General features: G+C 64.0%; 16 protein-coding genes and 1 pseudogene. 9 read left to right on the top strand and 8 right to left on the bottom strand.

Annotation, left to right across the window (positions count from 1 at the left end; all coding sequences use genetic code 11):
- Window positions 1-10: 10 nt before the first annotated feature.
- The 3 genes from M1B34_RS08025 to M1B34_RS08015 form a co-directional block, all read right to left on the bottom strand.
- Window positions 11-1,096: a transketolase-like TK C-terminal-containing protein gene (locus M1B34_RS08025; protein WP_268264819.1), complete on the bottom strand. Its 1,086-nt coding sequence runs from the start codon at window positions 1,094-1,096 to the stop codon at window positions 11-13.
- 342 nt (window positions 1,097-1,438) lie between these two features.
- Complete coding sequence (locus tag M1B34_RS08020) at window positions 1,439-2,479, bottom strand: AraC family transcriptional regulator (protein ID WP_268264818.1); 1,041 nt, start codon at window positions 2,477-2,479, stop codon at window positions 1,439-1,441.
- Window positions 2,480-2,482: 3 nt separating this feature from the next.
- Entirely contained in the window at window positions 2,483-3,613 is a 1,131-nt protein-coding gene (locus M1B34_RS08015; RefSeq protein WP_123335399.1) for a carbon-nitrogen hydrolase family protein, read from the bottom strand.
- A 209-nt stretch (window positions 3,614-3,822) separates the two neighbouring features.
- On the opposite strand from M1B34_RS08015, the pseudogene M1B34_RS08010 reads away from it, so the two are divergent.
- A pseudogene (locus tag M1B34_RS08010) lies at window positions 3,823-5,861 on the top strand (oxidoreductase).
- Between the two features lie 145 nt (window positions 5,862-6,006).
- Window positions 6,007-6,942, top strand: a complete 936-nt coding sequence (locus M1B34_RS08005; RefSeq protein ID WP_268264817.1) for a 1-aminocyclopropane-1-carboxylate deaminase/D-cysteine desulfhydrase — start codon at window positions 6,007-6,009, stop codon at window positions 6,940-6,942.
- Here M1B34_RS08005 and M1B34_RS08000 read toward each other — a convergent pair.
- From M1B34_RS08000 to M1B34_RS07990, 3 genes are all read right to left on the bottom strand, one after another.
- Window positions 6,939-7,487: a cytochrome b gene (locus M1B34_RS08000; RefSeq protein WP_123335405.1), complete on the bottom strand. Its 549-nt coding sequence runs from the start codon at window positions 7,485-7,487 to the stop codon at window positions 6,939-6,941. The two genes, M1B34_RS08005 and M1B34_RS08000, sit on opposite strands and share 4 nt — an antisense overlap.
- Before the next feature lie 199 nt (window positions 7,488-7,686).
- Window positions 7,687-8,514 (bottom strand): phosphonoacetaldehyde hydrolase, encoded by an 828-nt coding sequence (gene phnX, locus M1B34_RS07995; RefSeq protein WP_268264816.1) that lies wholly within the window; start codon window positions 8,512-8,514, stop codon window positions 7,687-7,689.
- 97 nt (window positions 8,515-8,611) lie between these two features.
- Complete coding sequence (locus M1B34_RS07990) at window positions 8,612-9,721, bottom strand: 2-aminoethylphosphonate--pyruvate transaminase (protein WP_268264815.1); 1,110 nt, start codon at window positions 9,719-9,721, stop codon at window positions 8,612-8,614.
- Window positions 9,722-9,831: 110 nt separating this feature from the next.
- Between M1B34_RS07990 and M1B34_RS07985 the strand changes: the two genes are divergently transcribed.
- Window positions 9,832-10,698 (top strand): LysR substrate-binding domain-containing protein, encoded by an 867-nt coding sequence (locus M1B34_RS07985; protein ID WP_123335411.1) that lies wholly within the window; start codon window positions 9,832-9,834, stop codon window positions 10,696-10,698.
- A gap of 166 nt (window positions 10,699-10,864) precedes the next feature.
- Window positions 10,865-11,569, top strand: coding sequence for a YebC/PmpR family DNA-binding transcriptional regulator (locus tag M1B34_RS07980; protein ID WP_123335412.1), 705 nt, complete (start codon window positions 10,865-10,867; stop codon window positions 11,567-11,569).
- A gap of 66 nt (window positions 11,570-11,635) precedes the next feature.
- Here M1B34_RS07980 and M1B34_RS07975 read toward each other — a convergent pair whose 3' ends face one another.
- Together M1B34_RS07975 and zapE are read right to left on the bottom strand one after the other, a co-directional pair.
- The gene (locus tag M1B34_RS07975) at window positions 11,636-12,952 is read right to left on the bottom strand and encodes a leucine-rich repeat-containing protein kinase family protein (RefSeq protein WP_268264814.1); all 1,317 of its coding nucleotides are present in this window, start codon (window positions 12,950-12,952) and stop codon (window positions 11,636-11,638) included.
- Between the two features lie 72 nt (window positions 12,953-13,024).
- A complete protein-coding gene (zapE, locus tag M1B34_RS07970) occupies window positions 13,025-14,143 on the bottom strand; it encodes a cell division protein ZapE (protein WP_268262491.1) in 1,119 nt (372 codons plus the stop codon).
- A gap of 241 nt (window positions 14,144-14,384) precedes the next feature.
- Here zapE and M1B34_RS07965 point away from each other — a divergent pair, with 241 nt between their 5' ends.
- The 5 genes from M1B34_RS07965 (at window position 14,385) to M1B34_RS07945 (ending at window position 17,426) form a co-directional block, all read left to right on the top strand.
- Complete coding sequence (locus M1B34_RS07965; RefSeq protein ID WP_185039363.1) at window positions 14,385-14,885, top strand: Csu type fimbrial protein; 501 nt, start codon at window positions 14,385-14,387, stop codon at window positions 14,883-14,885.
- Window positions 14,886-14,989: 104 nt separating this feature from the next.
- Complete coding sequence (locus M1B34_RS07960; RefSeq protein WP_268264830.1) at window positions 14,990-15,526, top strand: Csu type fimbrial protein; 537 nt, start codon at window positions 14,990-14,992, stop codon at window positions 15,524-15,526.
- A gap of 20 nt (window positions 15,527-15,546) precedes the next feature.
- Window positions 15,547-16,083, top strand: coding sequence for a Csu type fimbrial protein (locus M1B34_RS07955; protein ID WP_123335419.1), 537 nt, complete (start codon window positions 15,547-15,549; stop codon window positions 16,081-16,083).
- A 4-nt stretch (window positions 16,084-16,087) separates the two neighbouring features.
- Window positions 16,088-16,588 (top strand): Csu type fimbrial protein, encoded by a 501-nt coding sequence (locus tag M1B34_RS07950; protein WP_268264813.1) that lies wholly within the window; start codon window positions 16,088-16,090, stop codon window positions 16,586-16,588.
- 46 nt (window positions 16,589-16,634) lie between these two features.
- Window positions 16,635-17,426, top strand: a complete 792-nt coding sequence (locus M1B34_RS07945) for a fimbrial biogenesis chaperone (protein ID WP_268264812.1) — start codon at window positions 16,635-16,637, stop codon at window positions 17,424-17,426.
- The last annotated feature ends 4 nt before the right edge of the window (window positions 17,427-17,430 follow it).

The following is a 17,430-nucleotide window of genomic DNA, read 5'->3' as shown; positions in this document are numbered from 1 at the left end:
GCGCAAGCCGTCATCCGAGGCGGTAACGCTGCAGCGCTTGCTCCACTGTCACCTGGGGCAGGCATTGTTCATCAGCCAGAGCCTTGAGGGCCAGCACGCTGATCCAGTGGCGTTGGGGCGCAGCGCCTTGACGCGGGTCGGTGCTCCCACCCAGGGAGTCGGCACCGATGGCGCTAAAGGATGACTGCACAAACCTCCTGAGCTGATCCGCCACACTTTGCCCGTAGCCGGTCACCGCCAGCACCGGCGCTCGGCTGTCTCCCAGGCAGCGCAACAGGTGGCTGTCGCGCTTGTCGAGGCACGGATGCAAGCGGTTCCAGCGCTCGGCACTGGCCGCTTCCCTGGCCAGTCGCGTGTAGCTCGGGCAACTCCACAGCTGCACCGCCACGCCCCATTCTTCAGCCAGCAAGAGGGCCGCTTCCCGCACTTCGGCAAAGGCTTGCCCGGCACCCAGCAAGCGTACCTGGCAGGTGCTGTCTGCAGGGCCGTATCGGGCCACCTGGTACATGCCCTTCAAGGCCGCGCGACGTTGTTGTTCGTCCAGGGCCGGGCCGTTGTGGCGATCATGCAGGGCCAGGTAATAGAACCCCGGGCGACCCTCCACATACAGCGCCTGCAACGCCTCCAGCACAATCGCCCGGGCCTCGTCGCCGGACGCCGGGTCGAAGGGCAGGCACTCGGGGTTACTGGCCAGCCACAACGGCAGCGAAGGCTCGGCCCCTTTGGGCCAGGGCGAGGTCAGGGTTTCGCTGGCGTTGCATAAAATGCCCCGGCGCGTGGCTTCCGCCGCCAGGGCGCAGAGCTGAGCCGAAGAACTGGCACTGTGCAGGTACAGCAGCGGCTTCTCGCTGCGGTCCCGGGAAAACCACAGCGGCCAGGCACTGATGCGGGTGGTTGGGCCTGCCTCGCCGTGGTTGCGGATGACCCAGGCCTGGTTGGCCACACGCCGGTCCAACTCCAGGGTGTTGGCAATCTCCATGACCGTGAATAACGGCGAACCGGGTTCGCGCTTTGCTGCTTGCAGGGTCTCGATGCAGGCCAGGGCAGCCTGGCCGGTGCGGGTGGTGTTGAGTCGGGAAGGGATGGAGGCAGTCATGGGGGCGCCGTCTGAAAATCCGAGGCGCTCACCCTAGCGGAAGAGCAAATATAATTGCAATTGCAATGATTGCAATTGCATTAATATCGACTTTGTTAAATTTTCTGTCTGGAACGACGTTTTCAGTTGTAAGGCCAGCCGTTTTTGGCGCATATTTTTTCTGTCACCTTGGCACTTTATGCTGAAGGTGCAGGTCAACAAAAACAGGATTATTCATTCGATTTAAAAGGACGATGCAATGGACGACTATCAAGAAGAGTTACTGGAGTACCAGGCGTTCGAATTGGACCCGCTGGAACCCGCAGACGACGCCACCGAGCTTTAACGCCGGTGGCGTTTTTTTTAGGCCGATTGCCGGTGGCTGCGTCGAAACTCACCAGGAGTCTGGCCGGTCCAGCGCTTGAAGGCGCGTTGAAAGGCCTCGGCTGAGGCAAACCCCAGCAAGTAGGCAATCTCTCCGAACGCCAGTTCGGTGTCTCGAATGTAGGTCATTGCCAGGTCGCGCCGCGTGTCGTTGAGCACCGCCCGAAATTGTGTGCCTTCCTCGGCCAGCTTGCGACGCAAAGTCCAGGTCGGCAGTTTCAGGCGTGCCGCCACTTCTTCCAGGTCTGGTTCCCGGCCACCATTGAGCAAAGGCCCCAGCAACTGAATGATGCGTTCGCGCAGGCTGCGGGTGCGGGTCAGTTGCTCCAGTTCTCGCTCACAGAGTTGCAGCAGGTGGCGCCAGGTGCTCGGGCAGTGTTCGGGGTTGCGCTGGGCCAGGCTCGCCAGGCTCAGGCGCACCTGGTTCTGCTCGGCGCCAAACTGAATCGGGCACTGGCCCAGCACGTTGTAGGCCTCGTAATAATCCGGCGCCTGGAATTCGATGTCGATGCGTTCGGCGGCGATGGGCTGTGGGCTCAGGCTGGAGAGCTGTTGCAGCCAGCCAGCGAGGATGGAATCCACCACAAAGCGGTTGTAGGCGTTGTACGGGCTGATGGAATAAAAGCGCAGCCAGGCACCTTCGGCGTCTTCGTGAAAACTCGACTGGCCCCGGTAATTGGAGCCGTACAAGGCTTCGAAACGGGTCAGGCAACGTGCCGCTTCGCGCACCGTGGGCGCCTGGGCGGCGGTGACCCCAGCGAGCCCGGCCTGACTAAGGCGGCTGAGGCGGCCCATGCGCAGGCCCAGGGCCGGGTCGCCGGTGAGTTGAATCGCGCCGTGGCCCAGGCGCATGTAACGGGGGATCGACAAGCGCGCCCCGGCTTCCCCTAGGCGCGCCCCATCCAGCCCGTATTGATCCAGCAAGGGCAGGGGGTCGATACCATGGCTACGCACAGCGTCGGCCAGGCTGTGGACGAAGCCCACCGATAAATCGCCCAGGCGCATCGGCTGTGGCTTCATGGCCTATAACCAGATATTCAGCAAGCGCGCGCCACGGGCGTTGCCGTCGGCGTAGGTCTGCCCGTTGCTGTTGATAAAGCCCTGGCCGGCACTGCCCTGGTCCCAGAACTGGCCGCGCAGGAACACGCTGACCCCGGCCGTGGCCAGGCTGCTGGGTACGCGGCTGGTGAGGGTCAGGCGATGCCAGGCTTCGCCCTCGCTGACTTCCCCTGGCTTGAGGCTGACTTCATCGGGGCTGGAGGCGTTCTTGTAGCCGCGCCAAGGCTGGTCCCACACCTCGCGCCCGAGGACGAAGGCCGGTACGGCCACCAGTTGTGCCCCTTGGTCATTGAGCTTGCGGTAGTTGTCCGGGTACCAGCTGTCGCTGCCGATCAGTACGCCCAGGCGCCCGGCCGGGGTGTCGACGACTTGCAGGGATTGCTCGGTGTCGGGGCGGATAAACCCGCGCTCGTCGAAGGTCGGGTAAAGCTGGCGCTGGGGCTGGCCGATGGGCAGCCCGTCACGGTCGAACACCAGGGTACTGTTGTACAGCGCACCACTGCCGATCTGCAGTTGGCCCTGGTTGACCACCGGCTCTGGCAGGACGATGGAGCCGGCCACCAGGGTCACGCGAAACTCCTTGGCCAGCCCGCCGAACAGCTGCTGATAGTCCTTGGCCATTTTCTTGGCTTTCATCCGTAGGTGCGCGTCGTCCACCCGGCTGTCGCCCTTGGCGGTGATCAGCGCCCGCAGGAAGCGCAGGGGATTGCTCACCGCCAGCCAGTTCATCGCCTCTTTGAGGTTGGCCGCCTGGTACAGCTCGTTTTTCTCGCCGCTGACCATCAACCAGGTGCCGACGTGTTCCGGCAGGACGACGATGGTTTTTTCATTCAGCAGGCCCTGTTCGCGGGCTTGCTGCAGGTAGGCCGCCAGCTTGCGCCGCAGGCGCTCGGGGCTTTGGTAATCAGTGGGGAACAGCTCGGGCTGGATGCCCAGCAGGTTGCCGTGGTCGGCGGGGATGCCTTGGTCCAGCGCCAGGTTGATGCGCAGGTCCGACAGGTAATGGGCCTCGGGGCGGTCCCGGGTCCACAGCCCGTAGCTGGTCAGGGCGGCGAGCAGGGCCAGGGTCAAGGTGCAGTACAGAAGTTTGCGCATGGGGAGACAGTCAGCGGCCAGGTGCAGGATTCGTCGACTAGGGTAGGGCGCGCGTTGGCGCTTGCCAAGGGTTGCTGCGCATTTGGATCAATAAGTTGTCAGTTACGGTCATTGAGCGCTGGGTGCCCGGCTCTTAGGCTGTCGAGCATGACTGATGGAGGCCGCAGAGCTTCCGCACTTTCCGTGATTGCTTGATGTGGAGTAACACCATGGCTGCCGCACCTTACCCGCACTTGTTGGCCCCGCTGGACCTGGGTTTCACCACCCTGCGCAACCGCACCCTGATGGGCTCCATGCACACCGGGCTGGAAGAGAAACCCGGTGGTTTCGAGCGCATGGCTGCCTACTTCGCCGAGCGTGCCCGCGGCGGCGTGGGCCTGATGGTCACCGGCGGTATCGGCCCCAACGAGGAGGGCGGTGTGTACTCCGGCGCCGCCAAGCTGACCACCGAGGACGAGGCGCTGCAACACCGCATCGTTACCCGTGCGGTGCACGAGGCCGGCGGCAAGATCTGCATGCAGATCCTCCACGCCGGGCGTTATGCCTACAGCCCCAAGCAGGTGGCGCCGAGCGCGATCCAGGCGCCGATCAACCCGTTCAAGCCCAAGGAGCTGGACGAAGAGGGTATCGAGAAGCAGATCCGTGACTTTGTCAGCTGTTCCAGCCTGGCGCAGAAGGCCGAATACGACGGCGTGGAAATCATGGGCTCCGAGGGTTATTTCATTAACCAGTTCCTTGCCGCTCACACCAACCACCGCACTGACCGCTGGGGCGGCAGCTACGAGAACCGCATGCGCCTGCCGGTGGAAATCGTCCGCCGGGTGCGCGAGGCGGTGGGCCCGAACTTCATCATCATCTTCCGTCTGTCGATGCTCGACCTGGTGGAAGGCGGCAGCACCTGGGACGAGATCGTACTCCTGGCCAAGGCCATCGAGCAGGCCGGCGCCACCCTTATCAATACCGGCATCGGCTGGCATGAAGCACGTATCCCGACCATCGCCACCAAGGTGCCCAGGGCCGCGTTCAGCAAGGTCACGGCCAAGCTGCGGGGCGAAGTCGGGATTCCCCTGATCACCACCAACCGCATCAACACCCCGGAAGTGGCCGAGCAGATCCTCGCCGAGGGCGATGCCGACATGGTGTCCATGGCGCGGCCGTTCCTCGCCGATCCGGAGTTCGTCAACAAGGCCGCTGAAGGCCGTGGCGATGAGATCAACACGTGCATCGGCTGCAACCAGGCCTGCCTGGACCACACCTTCGGCGGCAAGCTCACCAGTTGCCTGGTCAACCCACGGGCCTGCCACGAAACCGAACTCAACTACCTGCCGGTGCAGCAGATCAAGAAGATTGCCGTGGTCGGTGCCGGCCCGGCGGGCCTGTCCGCCGCGACGGTGGCGGCCGAGCGCGGGCACCAAGTGACGCTGTTCGACTCGGCCAGCGAGATCGGTGGCCAGTTCAACGTTGCCAAGCGTGTGCCGGGCAAGGAAGAGTTCTTTGAAACCCTGCGCTACTTCAAACGCAAGCTGCAAACCAGCCATGTCGAGCTGTGCCTGAATACCCGGGTCGATGTGGCGCAGTTGGTGGCGGGCGGTTACGACGAAATCATCCTGGCCACGGGCATTGCCCCGCGCACCCCGGCGATCCCGGGGGTGGAGCATGCCAAGGTCCTGAGCTACCTGGACGTGCTGCTGCAACGCAAGCCGGTGGGGGCCAGCGTGGCGGTGATTGGTGCGGGCGGCATCGGCTTCGACGTCTCCGAGTTCCTGGTGCACCAGGGCGTGGCCACCAGTCAGGACCGCGAGGCGTTCTGGAAAGAGTGGGGCATCGATTGCCAGCTGGAAGCCCGTGGCGGTGTGGCCGGGATCAAGGCTGAACCCCATCGCCGGCGCGTCAGGTGTTCCTGTTGCAGCGCAAGACCTCCAAGGTCGGCGACGGCCTGGGCAAGACCACTGGCTGGATTCACCGTACCGGGTTGAAGAACAAGCAGGTGCAGATGCTCAACAGTGTCGAGTACCTGAAGATCGACGACGCTGGCCTGCATATCCATATCGGCGAAAACGGTGAGCCCCAGGTGCTGGCGGTGGACAACATCGTGATCTGCGCCGGCCAGGATCCGCTGCGGGAGCTGCAGGAAGGCCTGTTGGCTGCCGGGCAGAATGTGCACCTGATCGGTGGCGCCGATGTGGCGGCGGAACTCGACGCCAAGCGTGCCATCAACCAGGGGTCGCGCCTGGCCGCCGCGTTGTAAAAGCCGTTTACGGCAGAGGCCAGGCCCATGCAGCCTGGCCTTTTTTTTGCGCTGACGCTGGGCCACAGCCTGGCTGCAGCGGGTGTTTGGCCGCTTCGCCCGCGCTGTTAGACTGCCCGGCCCTGTGCTTGCGGACCTCTGAACGATGCCCATTCCCGACGCCTTTGATTGGTTGCCCAGCGCCCCATTGCAACGCTTGCAACTGGATTGGCTGAGCCAGGCCGGTGTCGAGGTGGCGGTGCTACGCCTGGACCTGATCGACCCGCTGATCTCCGGTAACAAGTGGTTCAAGCTGACCGAGCATTTGGCCGCCGCTCGGCGTGCCGGGGCCCAGGGCGTCATCAGCCTGGGCGGTGCCCATTCCAACCATTTGCATGCCCTGGCGGCTGCCGGCCAACGGTTTGGCTTTGCCACCGCCGGCCTGCTGCGCGGTCATGAGCAGGACACGCCCACCGTGCAGGACCTGCAGCGCTTTGGCATGCGCCTGTATTGGCTGGGCTATGGCGGTTATCGCGCCCGGCACGCGCCGGATTTCTGGGCGCCGTGGCAGGCGCAGTACCCGCAGTGGCAAGCGGTGCCCGAAGGCGGCGGCGGCTTGCTCGGGGCCCTAGGTTGCCGGCCACTGCTGAATCAGGTGCGCGAGCAATTGGTGGCGCTGGGCTGGGACGATTATCACGGCTGGTGGCTGGCCGCCGGCACTGGCACCACCCTGGCGGGGCTGGTCTTGGCCGAAGCCGGGGCCCATCCGGTGTATGGCGCCCTGGCGGTGCCGGATGACCACGGGGTGGCGCAGCAGGTGGCGGCGATTGTGCAGCAGGGCAATGGCCTGATGCCGCGCTATGAAATGTTCGACAGCAGCCGTGGCGGTTTTGCCAAGGTCGATCCGGATCTGCTCGAATTCATCGCCCAGACCGAGGCGCAGAGCGGCATGCCCCTGGAGCCCCTCTACACGGGCAAGGCCTTGCTGGCGCTGCAGCAGCAGGTTCAGCTGGGCCGCTTTGTGGCCGGAACACGCCTGGTCTTCGTCCATACCGGCGGCCTTCAAGGCCGCCGGGGTCTGGGTTTGCCGGCCCGGGACTAGCTGCGCTTGGGCAGCATGCGTTGCAGGGTGTTGTCGCGCATAAAGTAGTGGTGATAAAGCCCGGCCAGGGCATGCAGGCCAATCAGCCAGTAGCCGATGGTGCCGCCCAGTACGTGCCAGCCTTCGATCTGCTTGGCCAGTGATTTGTCCTCGCCGATCAACAGCGGCAGGTCGATGCCGTAGAACATCACCTGATGGCCTTCGGCACTGGTGATCAGCCAGCCGAGTATCGGCATGCCGATCATGAACAGGTACAGCGCCCAGTGCATCAGCTTGGCCAGCCACTGTTGCCAGTCAGGCGGCGTGGGCAGGATTTTCGGAGCCACCCCCAGGCTGCGGGCGAACAGGCGCAACCAGACCAGCAGGAACACCGTCAGGCCGAGCATGAAGTGGGCTTCCTTGATCAGGGTCCGGCCGCCGCTGCCCTTGGGGAAGATGCCGCGTAATTCGATGCAGGCGTATACCACCGCCAGTAGCACCACCATCAGCCAATGCAGGGCGATCGACACGCTGCTGTAGCGCGTGTCGGAGTTTTTCCAGGGCATACGGGACATCCTCAGTCATCAGGTCGGTGACCTCCGTTCTTGGACGACGGAGTGCTTTAACTGTAATCCTGTTTTGCCCGATTTGCCTGAGGTGGGTCAGGCTTTTATCCGCGTGTTCGGTCCCCGTTTCAGGGGGCTTTCGATAAAAAAACGGCGGGCCCGGAAGGCACCGCCCTGGTGGCTGTTATGGCCTGCTGGATCAGTTGCCCTGGGGCATCTCGCCCTGGGCCAGGCGCCGGTTGATATCGCTGATCACCTCGGACAGGTCGCTGATGGTGTCGATCAGGTAGTGCGGGCGCGAACCGGCGAACAACCCGTGGATGCGTCGACGCTCGCTGGCCAAGGCCTCGCTGTCCAGGGCGCGGAAGTCTTCGTAGTTCAGTCCCAGGGCGTTGCCCGAGCAGGTCAGGGCGACGGTCCACATCCCCGCGCGGCGCCCTTCGAGGATGCCCGGCACGGTGTCGTCGATTTTCACGCAGGCGGCGACATCGTCGATGCCCAGGGCGATGACGTTGGCCAGGGCCTGGGCCGGCCATGGGCGGCCGTTGGGCACTTCATCGGTGGCCACCACATGGTCGGCGGTGTAGCCGTTGCGGGCCGCCAATTCCACTACGTTGTCCATCACCTGTTTGGGGTAGCCGGAGCAGGAGCCGATCTTGATCCCTTGTTCACGCAGGTGGGCGATGGTCTCCAGGGCACCGGGGATCAGTGCCGAGTGCTCGGCGATTTTTTCGATTTGCAGCGGCATGAAGCGCTCATAGATCGCGGTCACGTCGTCATCGGTGGGCGTGCGGCCGAACGCCTGGCGATAACGCTCGGCCACTGCCGGCAGGTTGCACAGGGTGCGGATGTGGTCCCATTTGCCCATGCCCATCGGCCCCCGGGCTTCCTCGATGGACACCTGGACATCGAATTCGCCGAAGGCCTCGACAAAGATCTGGGTTGGGGCGAAGGACCCGAAGTCGACCACGGTGCCGGCCCAGTCGAGGATGGCGGCTTGCAGTTGTCGGGGGGTGTTGTAGTTCATGGCGAAAATCCTGTTGGGGGCCGGGCAGGCCCGTGGCAATCAATGGGGAGCAGGCCCGGATCGCTGAGGCATCAGCGACGACGGGGCTTGGGATGGCTCAAATGTCGATGACTTGCAGTTCGTCCAGGGCTTCGGCGATGGCGTTGACGGCCGCGAGCATCTCGGCCTGGGTCACGTGGCCAATGCAGCCGACCCGGAAGGTGTCGACTTCGGTCAGCTTGCCCGGGTAGAGGATGAAACCCTTGGCCTTGACCCGTTCGTAGAAGGGTTTGAATTGGTAGTGCGGGTCGCGCGGGGCGTGGAAGGTGACGATGATCGGGGCCTGGATCGCGGCCGGCAGGAAGCTGCGAAAACCCAGGCCGCTCATGGCGTCGAGCAGGGCCTGGCAGTTGTCGGCGTAGCGTTGGTGGCGCGCCGCCAAACCGCCTTCTTCGGCGTGTTGTAAAAGAGCTTCGTGCAGTGCAGCCACCACATGGGTGGGCGGGGTGAAGCGCCATTGGCCGGTCCTGGCCATATAGTTGTGTTGGTCATGCAGGTCCATGGCCAAGGAGTGAGAGCGCCCAGCCGCCTGGGCCAGCGCGTCTTGGCGGGCCAAGATGAAGCCCATGCCCGGCACCCCCTCCAGGCACTTGCCGGAGGCGGCGATCAAGGCGTCGAAAGGGACTTTTTGCGCGTCGATGGGCAAGGCGCCGAAGGCACTCATGGCGTCGATGATCAGGCGTTTGCCGTGGCGGGCGACAACTTCGGCGATCTCCGCCAGGGGGTTGAGGATGCCGGTGCTGGTTTCGCAATGGATCAGCGCCACGTGGCTGATCGTCCCATCGGCGCCCAGCAGGCGGTCGACATCGGCGGCGCTGGTGGGCTGGTCTTCGGCGGTTTCGAATGTGCAGCAGGCGCGACCCAATACCTCGCAGATTTTCGCCAGACGCTTGCCGTAGGCACCGTTGATCAGTACCAGGACTTTGCCGTCCCGGGGCACCAGAGTGCCGATGGCGGCCTCCACAGCGAAGGTGCCGCTGCCTTGCAAGGGCACGCAGTGGTGGCTGTCGGCGGCGTTGGCGATGGCCAGCAATTGTTCGCAGAGGCTGGCGGTCAGTTGGTTGAAGCGCTCATCCCAAGAGCCCCAATCCACCATCATCGCCTGACGGGTGCGGGCAGAGGTGGTCAAGGGGCCGGGTGTAAGCAGGATGGGCGCGGTGGTACGCATGCTGTGTCCTCGCAAGGGATGGGCTGAAGCTACGAGGCATACGTTGCAGTTTGCGTTTATATCAATCAAATTGTTTATTGTTATGCCAATCATAAGTGAGGCCGATAGCTATGAACCTGTTCCAACTCCGGGCGTTCGATGCCGTGGCCCGTGAAGGCAGCTTCACCCGGGCCGCCGCACGGCTGTTTATCAGCCAGCCGGCGGTGACCGGGCACATCAAGGCGTTGGAAGAGCACTACCAGATCACCTTGTTGCGGCGCACTGCGCGACGTGTGGAACTGACCGAGGAGGGCATCAAGCTGGCGGCCATTACCCGGGCCATGTTCGGCCTGGCGGAAGAGGCCCAGGCGTTGCTGGAAGCCAACCGGCAATTGCTCACCGGGCGCCTGGAAGTGGCAGCGGACGGCCCGCACCTGGTCATGCCGATGCTGGCCAGGCTGCGGGCGCTTTACCCTGGGGTAACCGTCAACCTGCGCTTGGGCAATGCCCAGGAAACCCTGGCGGCGCTGCTGTCCGAGCACGCCGATGTGGCGGTGTTGACTGAAGTGGAGCCACGCAAGGGCCTGCATCTGCAAAGCCTGGGAGCGTCGCGGATCTGCGCCCTGGTGCCTCTGGGGCATGAGTGGCTGGCCGAACCGGGGGGCATTGCCATCGAGCAACTGGACCAGGTGATCATGGTCCTGCGCGAGCCCAGTTCCATTACCCGGCGCACGTTCGATGGCGCCTGCGCACTGGCCAAGGTCCAGCCCCGGGTCCTGCTGGAACTGGACAGCCGCGAGGCGGTGACCGAGGCGGTGGCGGCCGAGTTGGGGGTGGGCATCGTCTCGTCGGCGGAGGTCAGCCACGACCCGCGGGTCCGCGCCGTGCCGATTCGCGGGGAGGGTTTGCTCAACCAACACATGATGGGTTGCATCGAACGGCGCCGAGACCTGCGGCTGATCCAAGCCTTCCTGGCCCTGGCCCCTTCACCCACGTAGGCGTGGGCTTGCCAGCGATAGCGCCCGCAGGACCACCATCGCCGGCAAGCCGGCTCCTGCATGACAAGGGCTGACTTTTTGGTCGATTGGTGCCCTGAGGACGTATAAACTTGCCCATCGCGTCGGCCAACATCTAACTCGACGCCATAGATCAAGAGAGTGAGTAATGGGCGCACAGTGGAAGGTTAAACACAAAGAAGCAGCAGCCAACGCCAAGGGCAAGATCTTCGGCAAGTTGGTGAAAGAGATCACCATTGCTGCACGCAACGGCGCAGACACCGCCACCAACGCCCACTTGCGGCTGGTGGTCGAGCAGGCGAAAAAAGCCTCGATGCCCCGTGAAACCCTGGAACGGGCGATCAAGAAAGGTTCGGGCCAGCTCGGTGAGACCGTGCAATACCATCGCGTGACCTATGAAGGTTTTGCCCCCCATCAGGTGCCGCTGATCGTTGAATGTGTGACTGACAACATCAACCGTACCGTGGCGGAAATCCGCGTGGCGTTCCGCAAGGGCCAACTGGGCGCTTCGGGTTCGGTGTCCTGGGATTTCAACCATGTGGGCATGATCGAAGCCTCGCCAGACACCCCGGACGCCGATCCGGAACTGGCCGCCATCGAAGCCGGTGCCCAGGATTTCGAGCCGGGTGAAGAGGGCGCGACCCTGTTCCTGACCGAGCCTGCGGACCTCGACGCGGTGCAGAAGGCATTGCCTGAGCAGGGCTTTACCGTGTTGTCGGCCAAGCTCGGCTACCAGCCGAAGAACCCGGTCAGCGGCCTGACCGATGAGCAGATGGCCGAAGTCGAAGCCTTCCTCGAAGGCCTGGACAACCACGACGACGTGCAAGACATGTTCGTCGGCCTGGCCGGTTAAGACCGAAATTCGCCAGCAAGCCCGCTCCTGCACACCGCTGTAGGAGTCAGCTTGCCGGTGAAGCTGTTAGAGCGCCGCCAACCCCCGCGCCACTTGCACAAAATCCGGTCGTGCCAGCACCTCCGGCTGACAGCATTGCTCCACCAGCGCCTGCAGCTTTTTCTGCCGCTCCTCGGCCAGCGACCCATCCCCACGTTCCAGCAACTCCTCCAGCAAGATGCCGAAGGCGCGCACTTCCAGGCGTTGCAGCGCACGGGTTTGTACGGAGTCGTCCTGGGCATGGAAAGCGGCCGCGCCGAAATCCCCCAACAGGCAGTCGCCCTGTTCATTCCACAACAGGTTATGGCCGTAAAGATCGCCGTGGGTGATGCCCTGTGCGTGCAAGTGGGCACCCACCGAGGCGACGCCACCGGCCATGCGCAGTATCACCTCGGCGTTGTAGCGTGCGTCGGCCGGGTAGATGTCCCGGGAGCAGGAGTCCAGGCTCGGCAGCCCCGCCAGGTTGCGATAGCTGGGGTCGATCAACTGCATCACCAGGCCGTTTTGTCCGTCGGGGTGATCGGCAATACGGCCCTCGACCCGAATCAGGTTCGGGTGCAGCCCAGCGCTGACGCAGGCGTTCATTTCATGCAACGGCGAGCCGTCGCTGGTCATTTCACCCTTGTACAGCTTGACCGCCACCGGGCGCGCGGGCTGCTGCGCCGGTTGCCACTGGGCCTGGTAAATCACCCCGGATGCACCTTCGCCCAAACGCTGCTGCAGGGTCAGTTCGGACCAGGCGATACAGGCGGTGGACGCCAGAGCCTCGGTACCCGCCTCTGATTCCAGTGGGTTGCCCGCGTAGGCCAGCCACGTCAGGCGTGGCAGGGCCAGGAGAAACGGCGGCAGTGCCCGCAACTGGTTGGCGGCGATCCGCAGCAGCTCCAGGCGGTGGCACTGGCTCAGGCTCTGGGGCAGGGCACTCAGGCGGTTGCCGGAAAGCATGAGTTTTTGCAGCAGTGGGCGCCGGCCCAACTCCTCTGGCAGTTCGCTGAGTCGGTTGTCGGTCAGGATCAGCCAGCGCAGTAACGGCGGCAGGGCTTCGGCGGGCACCCGTTCGATCTGGTTGGCCTTGAAGCCGATCATGCTCAACTGTGCACATTGGCCCAGGCAGGCGGGCAGTTCGGTAAAACGGTTGTCGGAGCAGAACAGGATCCGCAGGTGCGGCAGGCGATGCAGGTCATCGGGCAGGCTGCTCAGGGCATTGCCGCTCAGATTGAGTACTTCCAGGGAGTCGGCGAGGTCGAAGATTTCTCGCGGGAACTGCGTCAGCCCGCAGGACAGGTCCAGGCGCTTGAGCCCGGTCAACTGGCCGGCTCGCAATTGGGCAAGGGTGTCGGTCAACGCGTCAGCACTCGTCAGGGGCGGGCGGGGCCCGCAAAGGGCCGCATGATAACGGCTGGGGCGGGCGCGTGCTCAGCCGATCGACGTCTGCGGGCCGACTTCCCGTAGCTGGCCCAGGCGGCTGCGGGTGCGCGCCAGGTCAATGGCATCGCCGCCGAGGCTTTCCCGCAGGGGCAGTTCGCTGATCAGCACCAGGTGTTTGTCCTGGTCGTAGAGCACGTCGATCAGGTTGATAAAACGTTGCTGGGTGGCAATGGGGCAGTCGTCCAGGGCGGGCAGTTCGTCGATGATCCAGGTGTCAAAGCGCCGGCTCAGTTCCAGGTAATCCATCACCGCGGTGGGTTGTTCGCACAGGTCGGCGAACTCGAAACGAATGCTGCGCTGCTCGCACTGGCGGGCCCGTAATTGCCGGGCACCGACCTCCAGGGCTAGGGCGGGGGCGTGGCGCTCCGGCAGCTGCAAGGCGCTGCGCTGGGCCGCGCTGCCCGGCCAAACGTACTGGCCCTGGGTAAAGAGTTGCTGGTTGTGGGAGCGGGCCTGGCTGCGGTAGTCATGGGGGCCGCCGACTTCCATCACCTGCATGCGCGCGTTGATCAGGTCGATCACCGGCTTGAAGCGCGCGTGATACAGCGGGTTGGGCAGCAGCCCCTCGGGGGCGTAGTTGGAGGTCACCAGCAGCAGGATGCCGCGTTGGAACAGGGCCTTGAACAGGCGGGTGATCAGCATCGCGTCGCCGATGTCATGGACGTGAAACTCGTCGAAACACAGGACCCGGCAGTCGTGCAGCAGCTCATCGAGGGTCGCCGCCAGGGCGTCTGTTGCCTGGCGATGGCGGAACATGCCTTGGTGCAGTTGGGCGAAGAAGTCGTGAAAGTGCAGGCGCTGTTTCTGCGCAATGGGCAGGGCGCGAAAGAAGCCGTCCAGCAACCAGCTCTTGCCCCGGCCAACGGCGCCATACAGGTACAGGCTCTGGATTGTGCGCTGGCCTTGTAGCAGGGCGTCGGCCTGCTGGGCCATGCATTCGATCACTCGCATCTGGCTGTGGCTCAGGGTGTACCCCTGGTCCTGGGCCTTGTGGCGAAAGTAGTCGTGGATCACTCGACCGGAGCCGCTCGGGCGGCGCGCAACCTTGCCGAGCAGGCGGCGCCAGCGTGATTGAACCTGTGCAGGTTTTGGCGGGAAAGCGGCCAATGGTGGTTACCCCAATTATTCCAGGCCGCTCACCTTGAAAGCGGCGTGACAATTTAACCAATAGAAAAGCCGCGGGCCAGTGATCTCTGACGTTCAGGGTGGCCAGCACTTGCTGGATTTTTCCTTTAATTCGTCAGATTAAGGCGCTAACTGGCGGTTTTCATCAGGGTTGCTAACCTGATTTCTGCAAATGTTTCTCATAGGGATTGGGGCCTTGAATGGATGTAAGGGGTGGGCAGTCATGAGCGCCTTGCTCAGCGCAACGGCGGGGGCCGCGGATTTGCAGGTGCAAGTCCGGGTCGACGTGATGCGTGGCTGCCAACTGGTCGGTCAACAGCGCGAGGCGGGTATCGAGCAGCTCGGTACCCTGGATTTCGGCAGCACCGCGCGCCTGGACGAGCCCGCAGGCCCCTTGGGCGCAGCGCTGGCCAGTGACCGCCAGCCACGCCTGGAATGCAACCCCGACACCCCTTATCAAATGCGCATCGACGGCGGCCTGCATGGTGGCGTCGGTGAGGTGCGTTACCTGGCCAGCAACCAGTCGTCGAGCAAACCCATCCCCTATCGCCTCTACCAGGACCCGGCCCGGCGCATTCCGCTGCCGGTGAATGTGCCGGTCAGTGGGCGGGTGCCGGATTCCGGTACGGTGGATTTGCCGTTGTACGGGCGTATTGAACCCCTGGCCGAGATCCCTCGGGCCGGTGGCTATTCCGATGTATTGAAAGTGACCCTGACCTGGTAAGGCCAAGGTCGTGAATGCTGCCGCGGTGGAACCGGGCAGGCCAAGGAAAACCGTTCATCGTGGGCGGTTCGTGTGGGAGTCCTGATGGAACTGGGATGGGTGCTTTGAACAGCAAGACCTGGACGATGCTCGCCCTCGGGTGGCTGTGGCTGTCGGTGGATACCGCGCAGGCTGCAGTCGATGGGCAGATCCAGGCGCGCCTGGTGATCACGGCCAGTTGCCAGGTGACCAGTGGCGACAACGCGTCCGGCAGCCCGATCACCGACCTGGGCATGCTCAACTTTGGCCAGCAGGGCCCGACCTGGGTCAATCCCATCAATGCCAACCTCAGCAGCGGCAGCGAAAGCCAGGTGCAGGTTGCCTGCAACTCCTCGGTCACCGGCTTCACCGTGACCATCAATGGCGGCCTCAACGGCGACGGCACGACCCGACGCTTGAGCAACGGCCGCCAGACCATTCCCTATCACTTGTTCGTCGATGCTTCCGGTAGCGACAGCTACAGCATCGGCCAGCAACGCAATTTCGCAGTGAGCAGTGGTCGCCGGATCCCCATTCCGGTGTTTGGCTCGGTGGTCGTGAATACCCGCGCGATTCCGGCAGGGGTCTACACCGACACCCTGACCATCACGCTGGATTGGTAAATCACAAGAGGACACACATCATGCACGCGCTTGTATCCAGGATTGGCTGGTCAGTATTGGGCTTGGCCATGGCCTCCACAGCCAACGCCGCCACCACGGTCACCGGGCAGATCAGTTCGACGCTGATCCTCACCAGCAGTTGCCAGGTCAACGGAGTGGGCGGTAGCACAGGCTTGAACTTCGGGGCCTTGAACTTCGGCACCGCCAACTCGCTGTTCACCACCGCCACTGGCCAAGTGCTGGGCGGCGGTGGCGGTGCGCTGTCGATTCTGTGCTCCAGTGGCACGTCACCGTCGCTGACCATCCAGGGCGGCAGCAACGACGGCAAGTCCACCGGCGGCACCCGTGCGCTGTTCGACGGCGTGGCCAACTACGTGCCTTACGACCTGTACACCGACTCCGGGCATTCGCAGATCGTGGCGATCAACGGGGTGATCAACCTGGCGCCGAGCACCGGGGTGGCGCAGACCGTGAACCTCTATGGCCAGGCGGTGGGCAAGGCGGGGTTGCCGGCGGGGACCTACACCGACACGGTGTCGGTCCAACTGACCTTCTGATGCCATGGCCCGCCACGCTGGTGTGCTGCTGGCGCTGATCTGTGCAGGAGCCTGGCCGACCTGGATTTCGGCGGCCACCAGCCAGAGCTTCCAGGTCAGCGCCACCATCACCGCTGGGTGCCTGGTGGTGGGCGGTGTCAGCAACTACGGCAGCCTGGCGTTCGGCAGCCAATCGGCGCTGTCCACCAGCACGGTGATAGTGGCGCTGGCCGGGGGGGTGCAGTTGCAGTGCACGCCAGGGGTGACCCTGAACATGACCGTCGACGGCGGGCAGTACAACAGCAGTGGGCGGCACATGCAGCTCAATAGCGGCACGGCACGGGTGGCGTACCAGTTGTATCGGGATGCGGCCTACAGCCAGAGCCTGGGCATCAGCCAAAGCGTGGCGGTGGCTTACAGCGATGCCAATAACATCAGCCTGCCGATTTACGGACAGGTGCAGTTGCCGGGCAATCAGCCTGGGGGGACTTATAGCGATGTGCTGCAGGTGCAGCTGTCGTGGTGATGGGGCGATTCAATAACAAGCCGGCAGGCAAACAAGGAGTAGTCGTATGCATTTACCTTTGCGAGGCCTGTGGACCCTGGGTTATGGGGCACTGCTGGCGTTGGCGCTGGGAGCCTCCACGGCCCAGGCGGCCAGCTCGGTACTGATTTGGCCGATCGACCCGGTGCTGGAGGCCGATCAGCAGGCCAGTGCCTTATGGCTGGAAAACCGCGGCACCGAGACCGCCAACTTGCAGATCCGCGTGTTTGGCTGGAGCCAGAGCGGCTTTGCCGATCAGTACCAGAACCAGCGCGACATCATTGGCAGCCCACCGGTGGCAAAGATTGAACCCGGCCAACGGCAACTGGTGCGTTTGACCCGGACCCGTGAGGTGCCCCCCGGGCAGGAGTTGGCGTACCGGATCATCATCGACGAGATTCCCTCGGCCAAGCCCATTACCCCGGAAGGGGACGCCAAGAGTGCCGCGGCCATTCGCTTCCAGATGCGTTACTCGGTGCCGTTGTTTGCCTATGGCGCGGGGCTCTGGAGCAAGGCCGACACCACCCGCCAGCGCGACCCCAAGAGCGCCGGCGTGCCGCAGTTGAGCTGGCGCAAGGTGGCGGTGGACGGCAAGGCGTTTTTCGAACTGCGCAACCAGGGGGCGGTGCATGCGCGACTCACCGATGTCGCCTTCCAGCAGGGCGGGCAGACCCGGCCGTTGGCCCAGGGGTTGTTGGGGTATGTGTTGCCTGGGGCGGTGATGCGCTGGCCGGCGCCTGAAACCCTGGTGGGCGAGCCGAACCTGCAGCTACGGGTCAACGGTGCGCCACAGGTGCAGAGCTTGCCGCCTTCGCCGTGATCGG

Origin of the sequence: Pseudomonas morbosilactucae, assembly GCF_023241715.1 — a bacterium.
GTDB lineage: Bacteria > Pseudomonadota > Gammaproteobacteria > Pseudomonadales > Pseudomonadaceae > Aquipseudomonas > Aquipseudomonas morbosilactucae.
This window is presented reverse-complemented; position numbering and strand designations above follow the sequence as displayed.

Coding starts and splice junctions, on each gene's coding strand:
- phnX (WP_268264816.1), bottom strand. CDS start 8,514: ATGAACTACAACACCCCCCGACAACTGCAAGCCGCCATCCTCGACTGG.
- M1B34_RS08020 (WP_268264818.1), bottom strand. CDS start 2,479: ATGAAGCCACAGCCGATGCGCCTGGGCGATTTATCGGTGGGCTTCGTC.
- M1B34_RS08000 (WP_123335405.1), bottom strand. CDS start 7,487: ATGCCCTGGAAAAACTCCGACACGCGCTACAGCAGCGTGTCGATCGCC.
- M1B34_RS07950 (WP_268264813.1), top strand. CDS start 16,088: ATGGCCCGCCACGCTGGTGTGCTGCTGGCGCTGATCTGTGCAGGAGCC.
- M1B34_RS08015 (WP_123335399.1), bottom strand. CDS start 3,613: ATGCGCAAACTTCTGTACTGCACCTTGACCCTGGCCCTGCTCGCCGCC.
- M1B34_RS07990 (WP_268264815.1), bottom strand. CDS start 9,721: ATGCGTACCACCGCGCCCATCCTGCTTACACCCGGCCCCTTGACCACC.
- M1B34_RS07955 (WP_123335419.1), top strand. CDS start 15,547: ATGCACGCGCTTGTATCCAGGATTGGCTGGTCAGTATTGGGCTTGGCC.
- M1B34_RS07980 (WP_123335412.1), top strand. CDS start 10,865: ATGGGCGCACAGTGGAAGGTTAAACACAAAGAAGCAGCAGCCAACGCC.
- M1B34_RS08025 (WP_268264819.1), bottom strand. CDS start 1,096: ATGACTGCCTCCATCCCTTCCCGACTCAACACCACCCGCACCGGCCAG.
- M1B34_RS07945 (WP_268264812.1), top strand. CDS start 16,635: ATGCATTTACCTTTGCGAGGCCTGTGGACCCTGGGTTATGGGGCACTG.
- M1B34_RS08005 (WP_268264817.1), top strand. CDS start 6,007: ATGCCCATTCCCGACGCCTTTGATTGGTTGCCCAGCGCCCCATTGCAA.
- M1B34_RS07985 (WP_123335411.1), top strand. CDS start 9,832: ATGAACCTGTTCCAACTCCGGGCGTTCGATGCCGTGGCCCGTGAAGGC.
- M1B34_RS07965 (WP_185039363.1), top strand. CDS start 14,385: ATGAGCGCCTTGCTCAGCGCAACGGCGGGGGCCGCGGATTTGCAGGTG.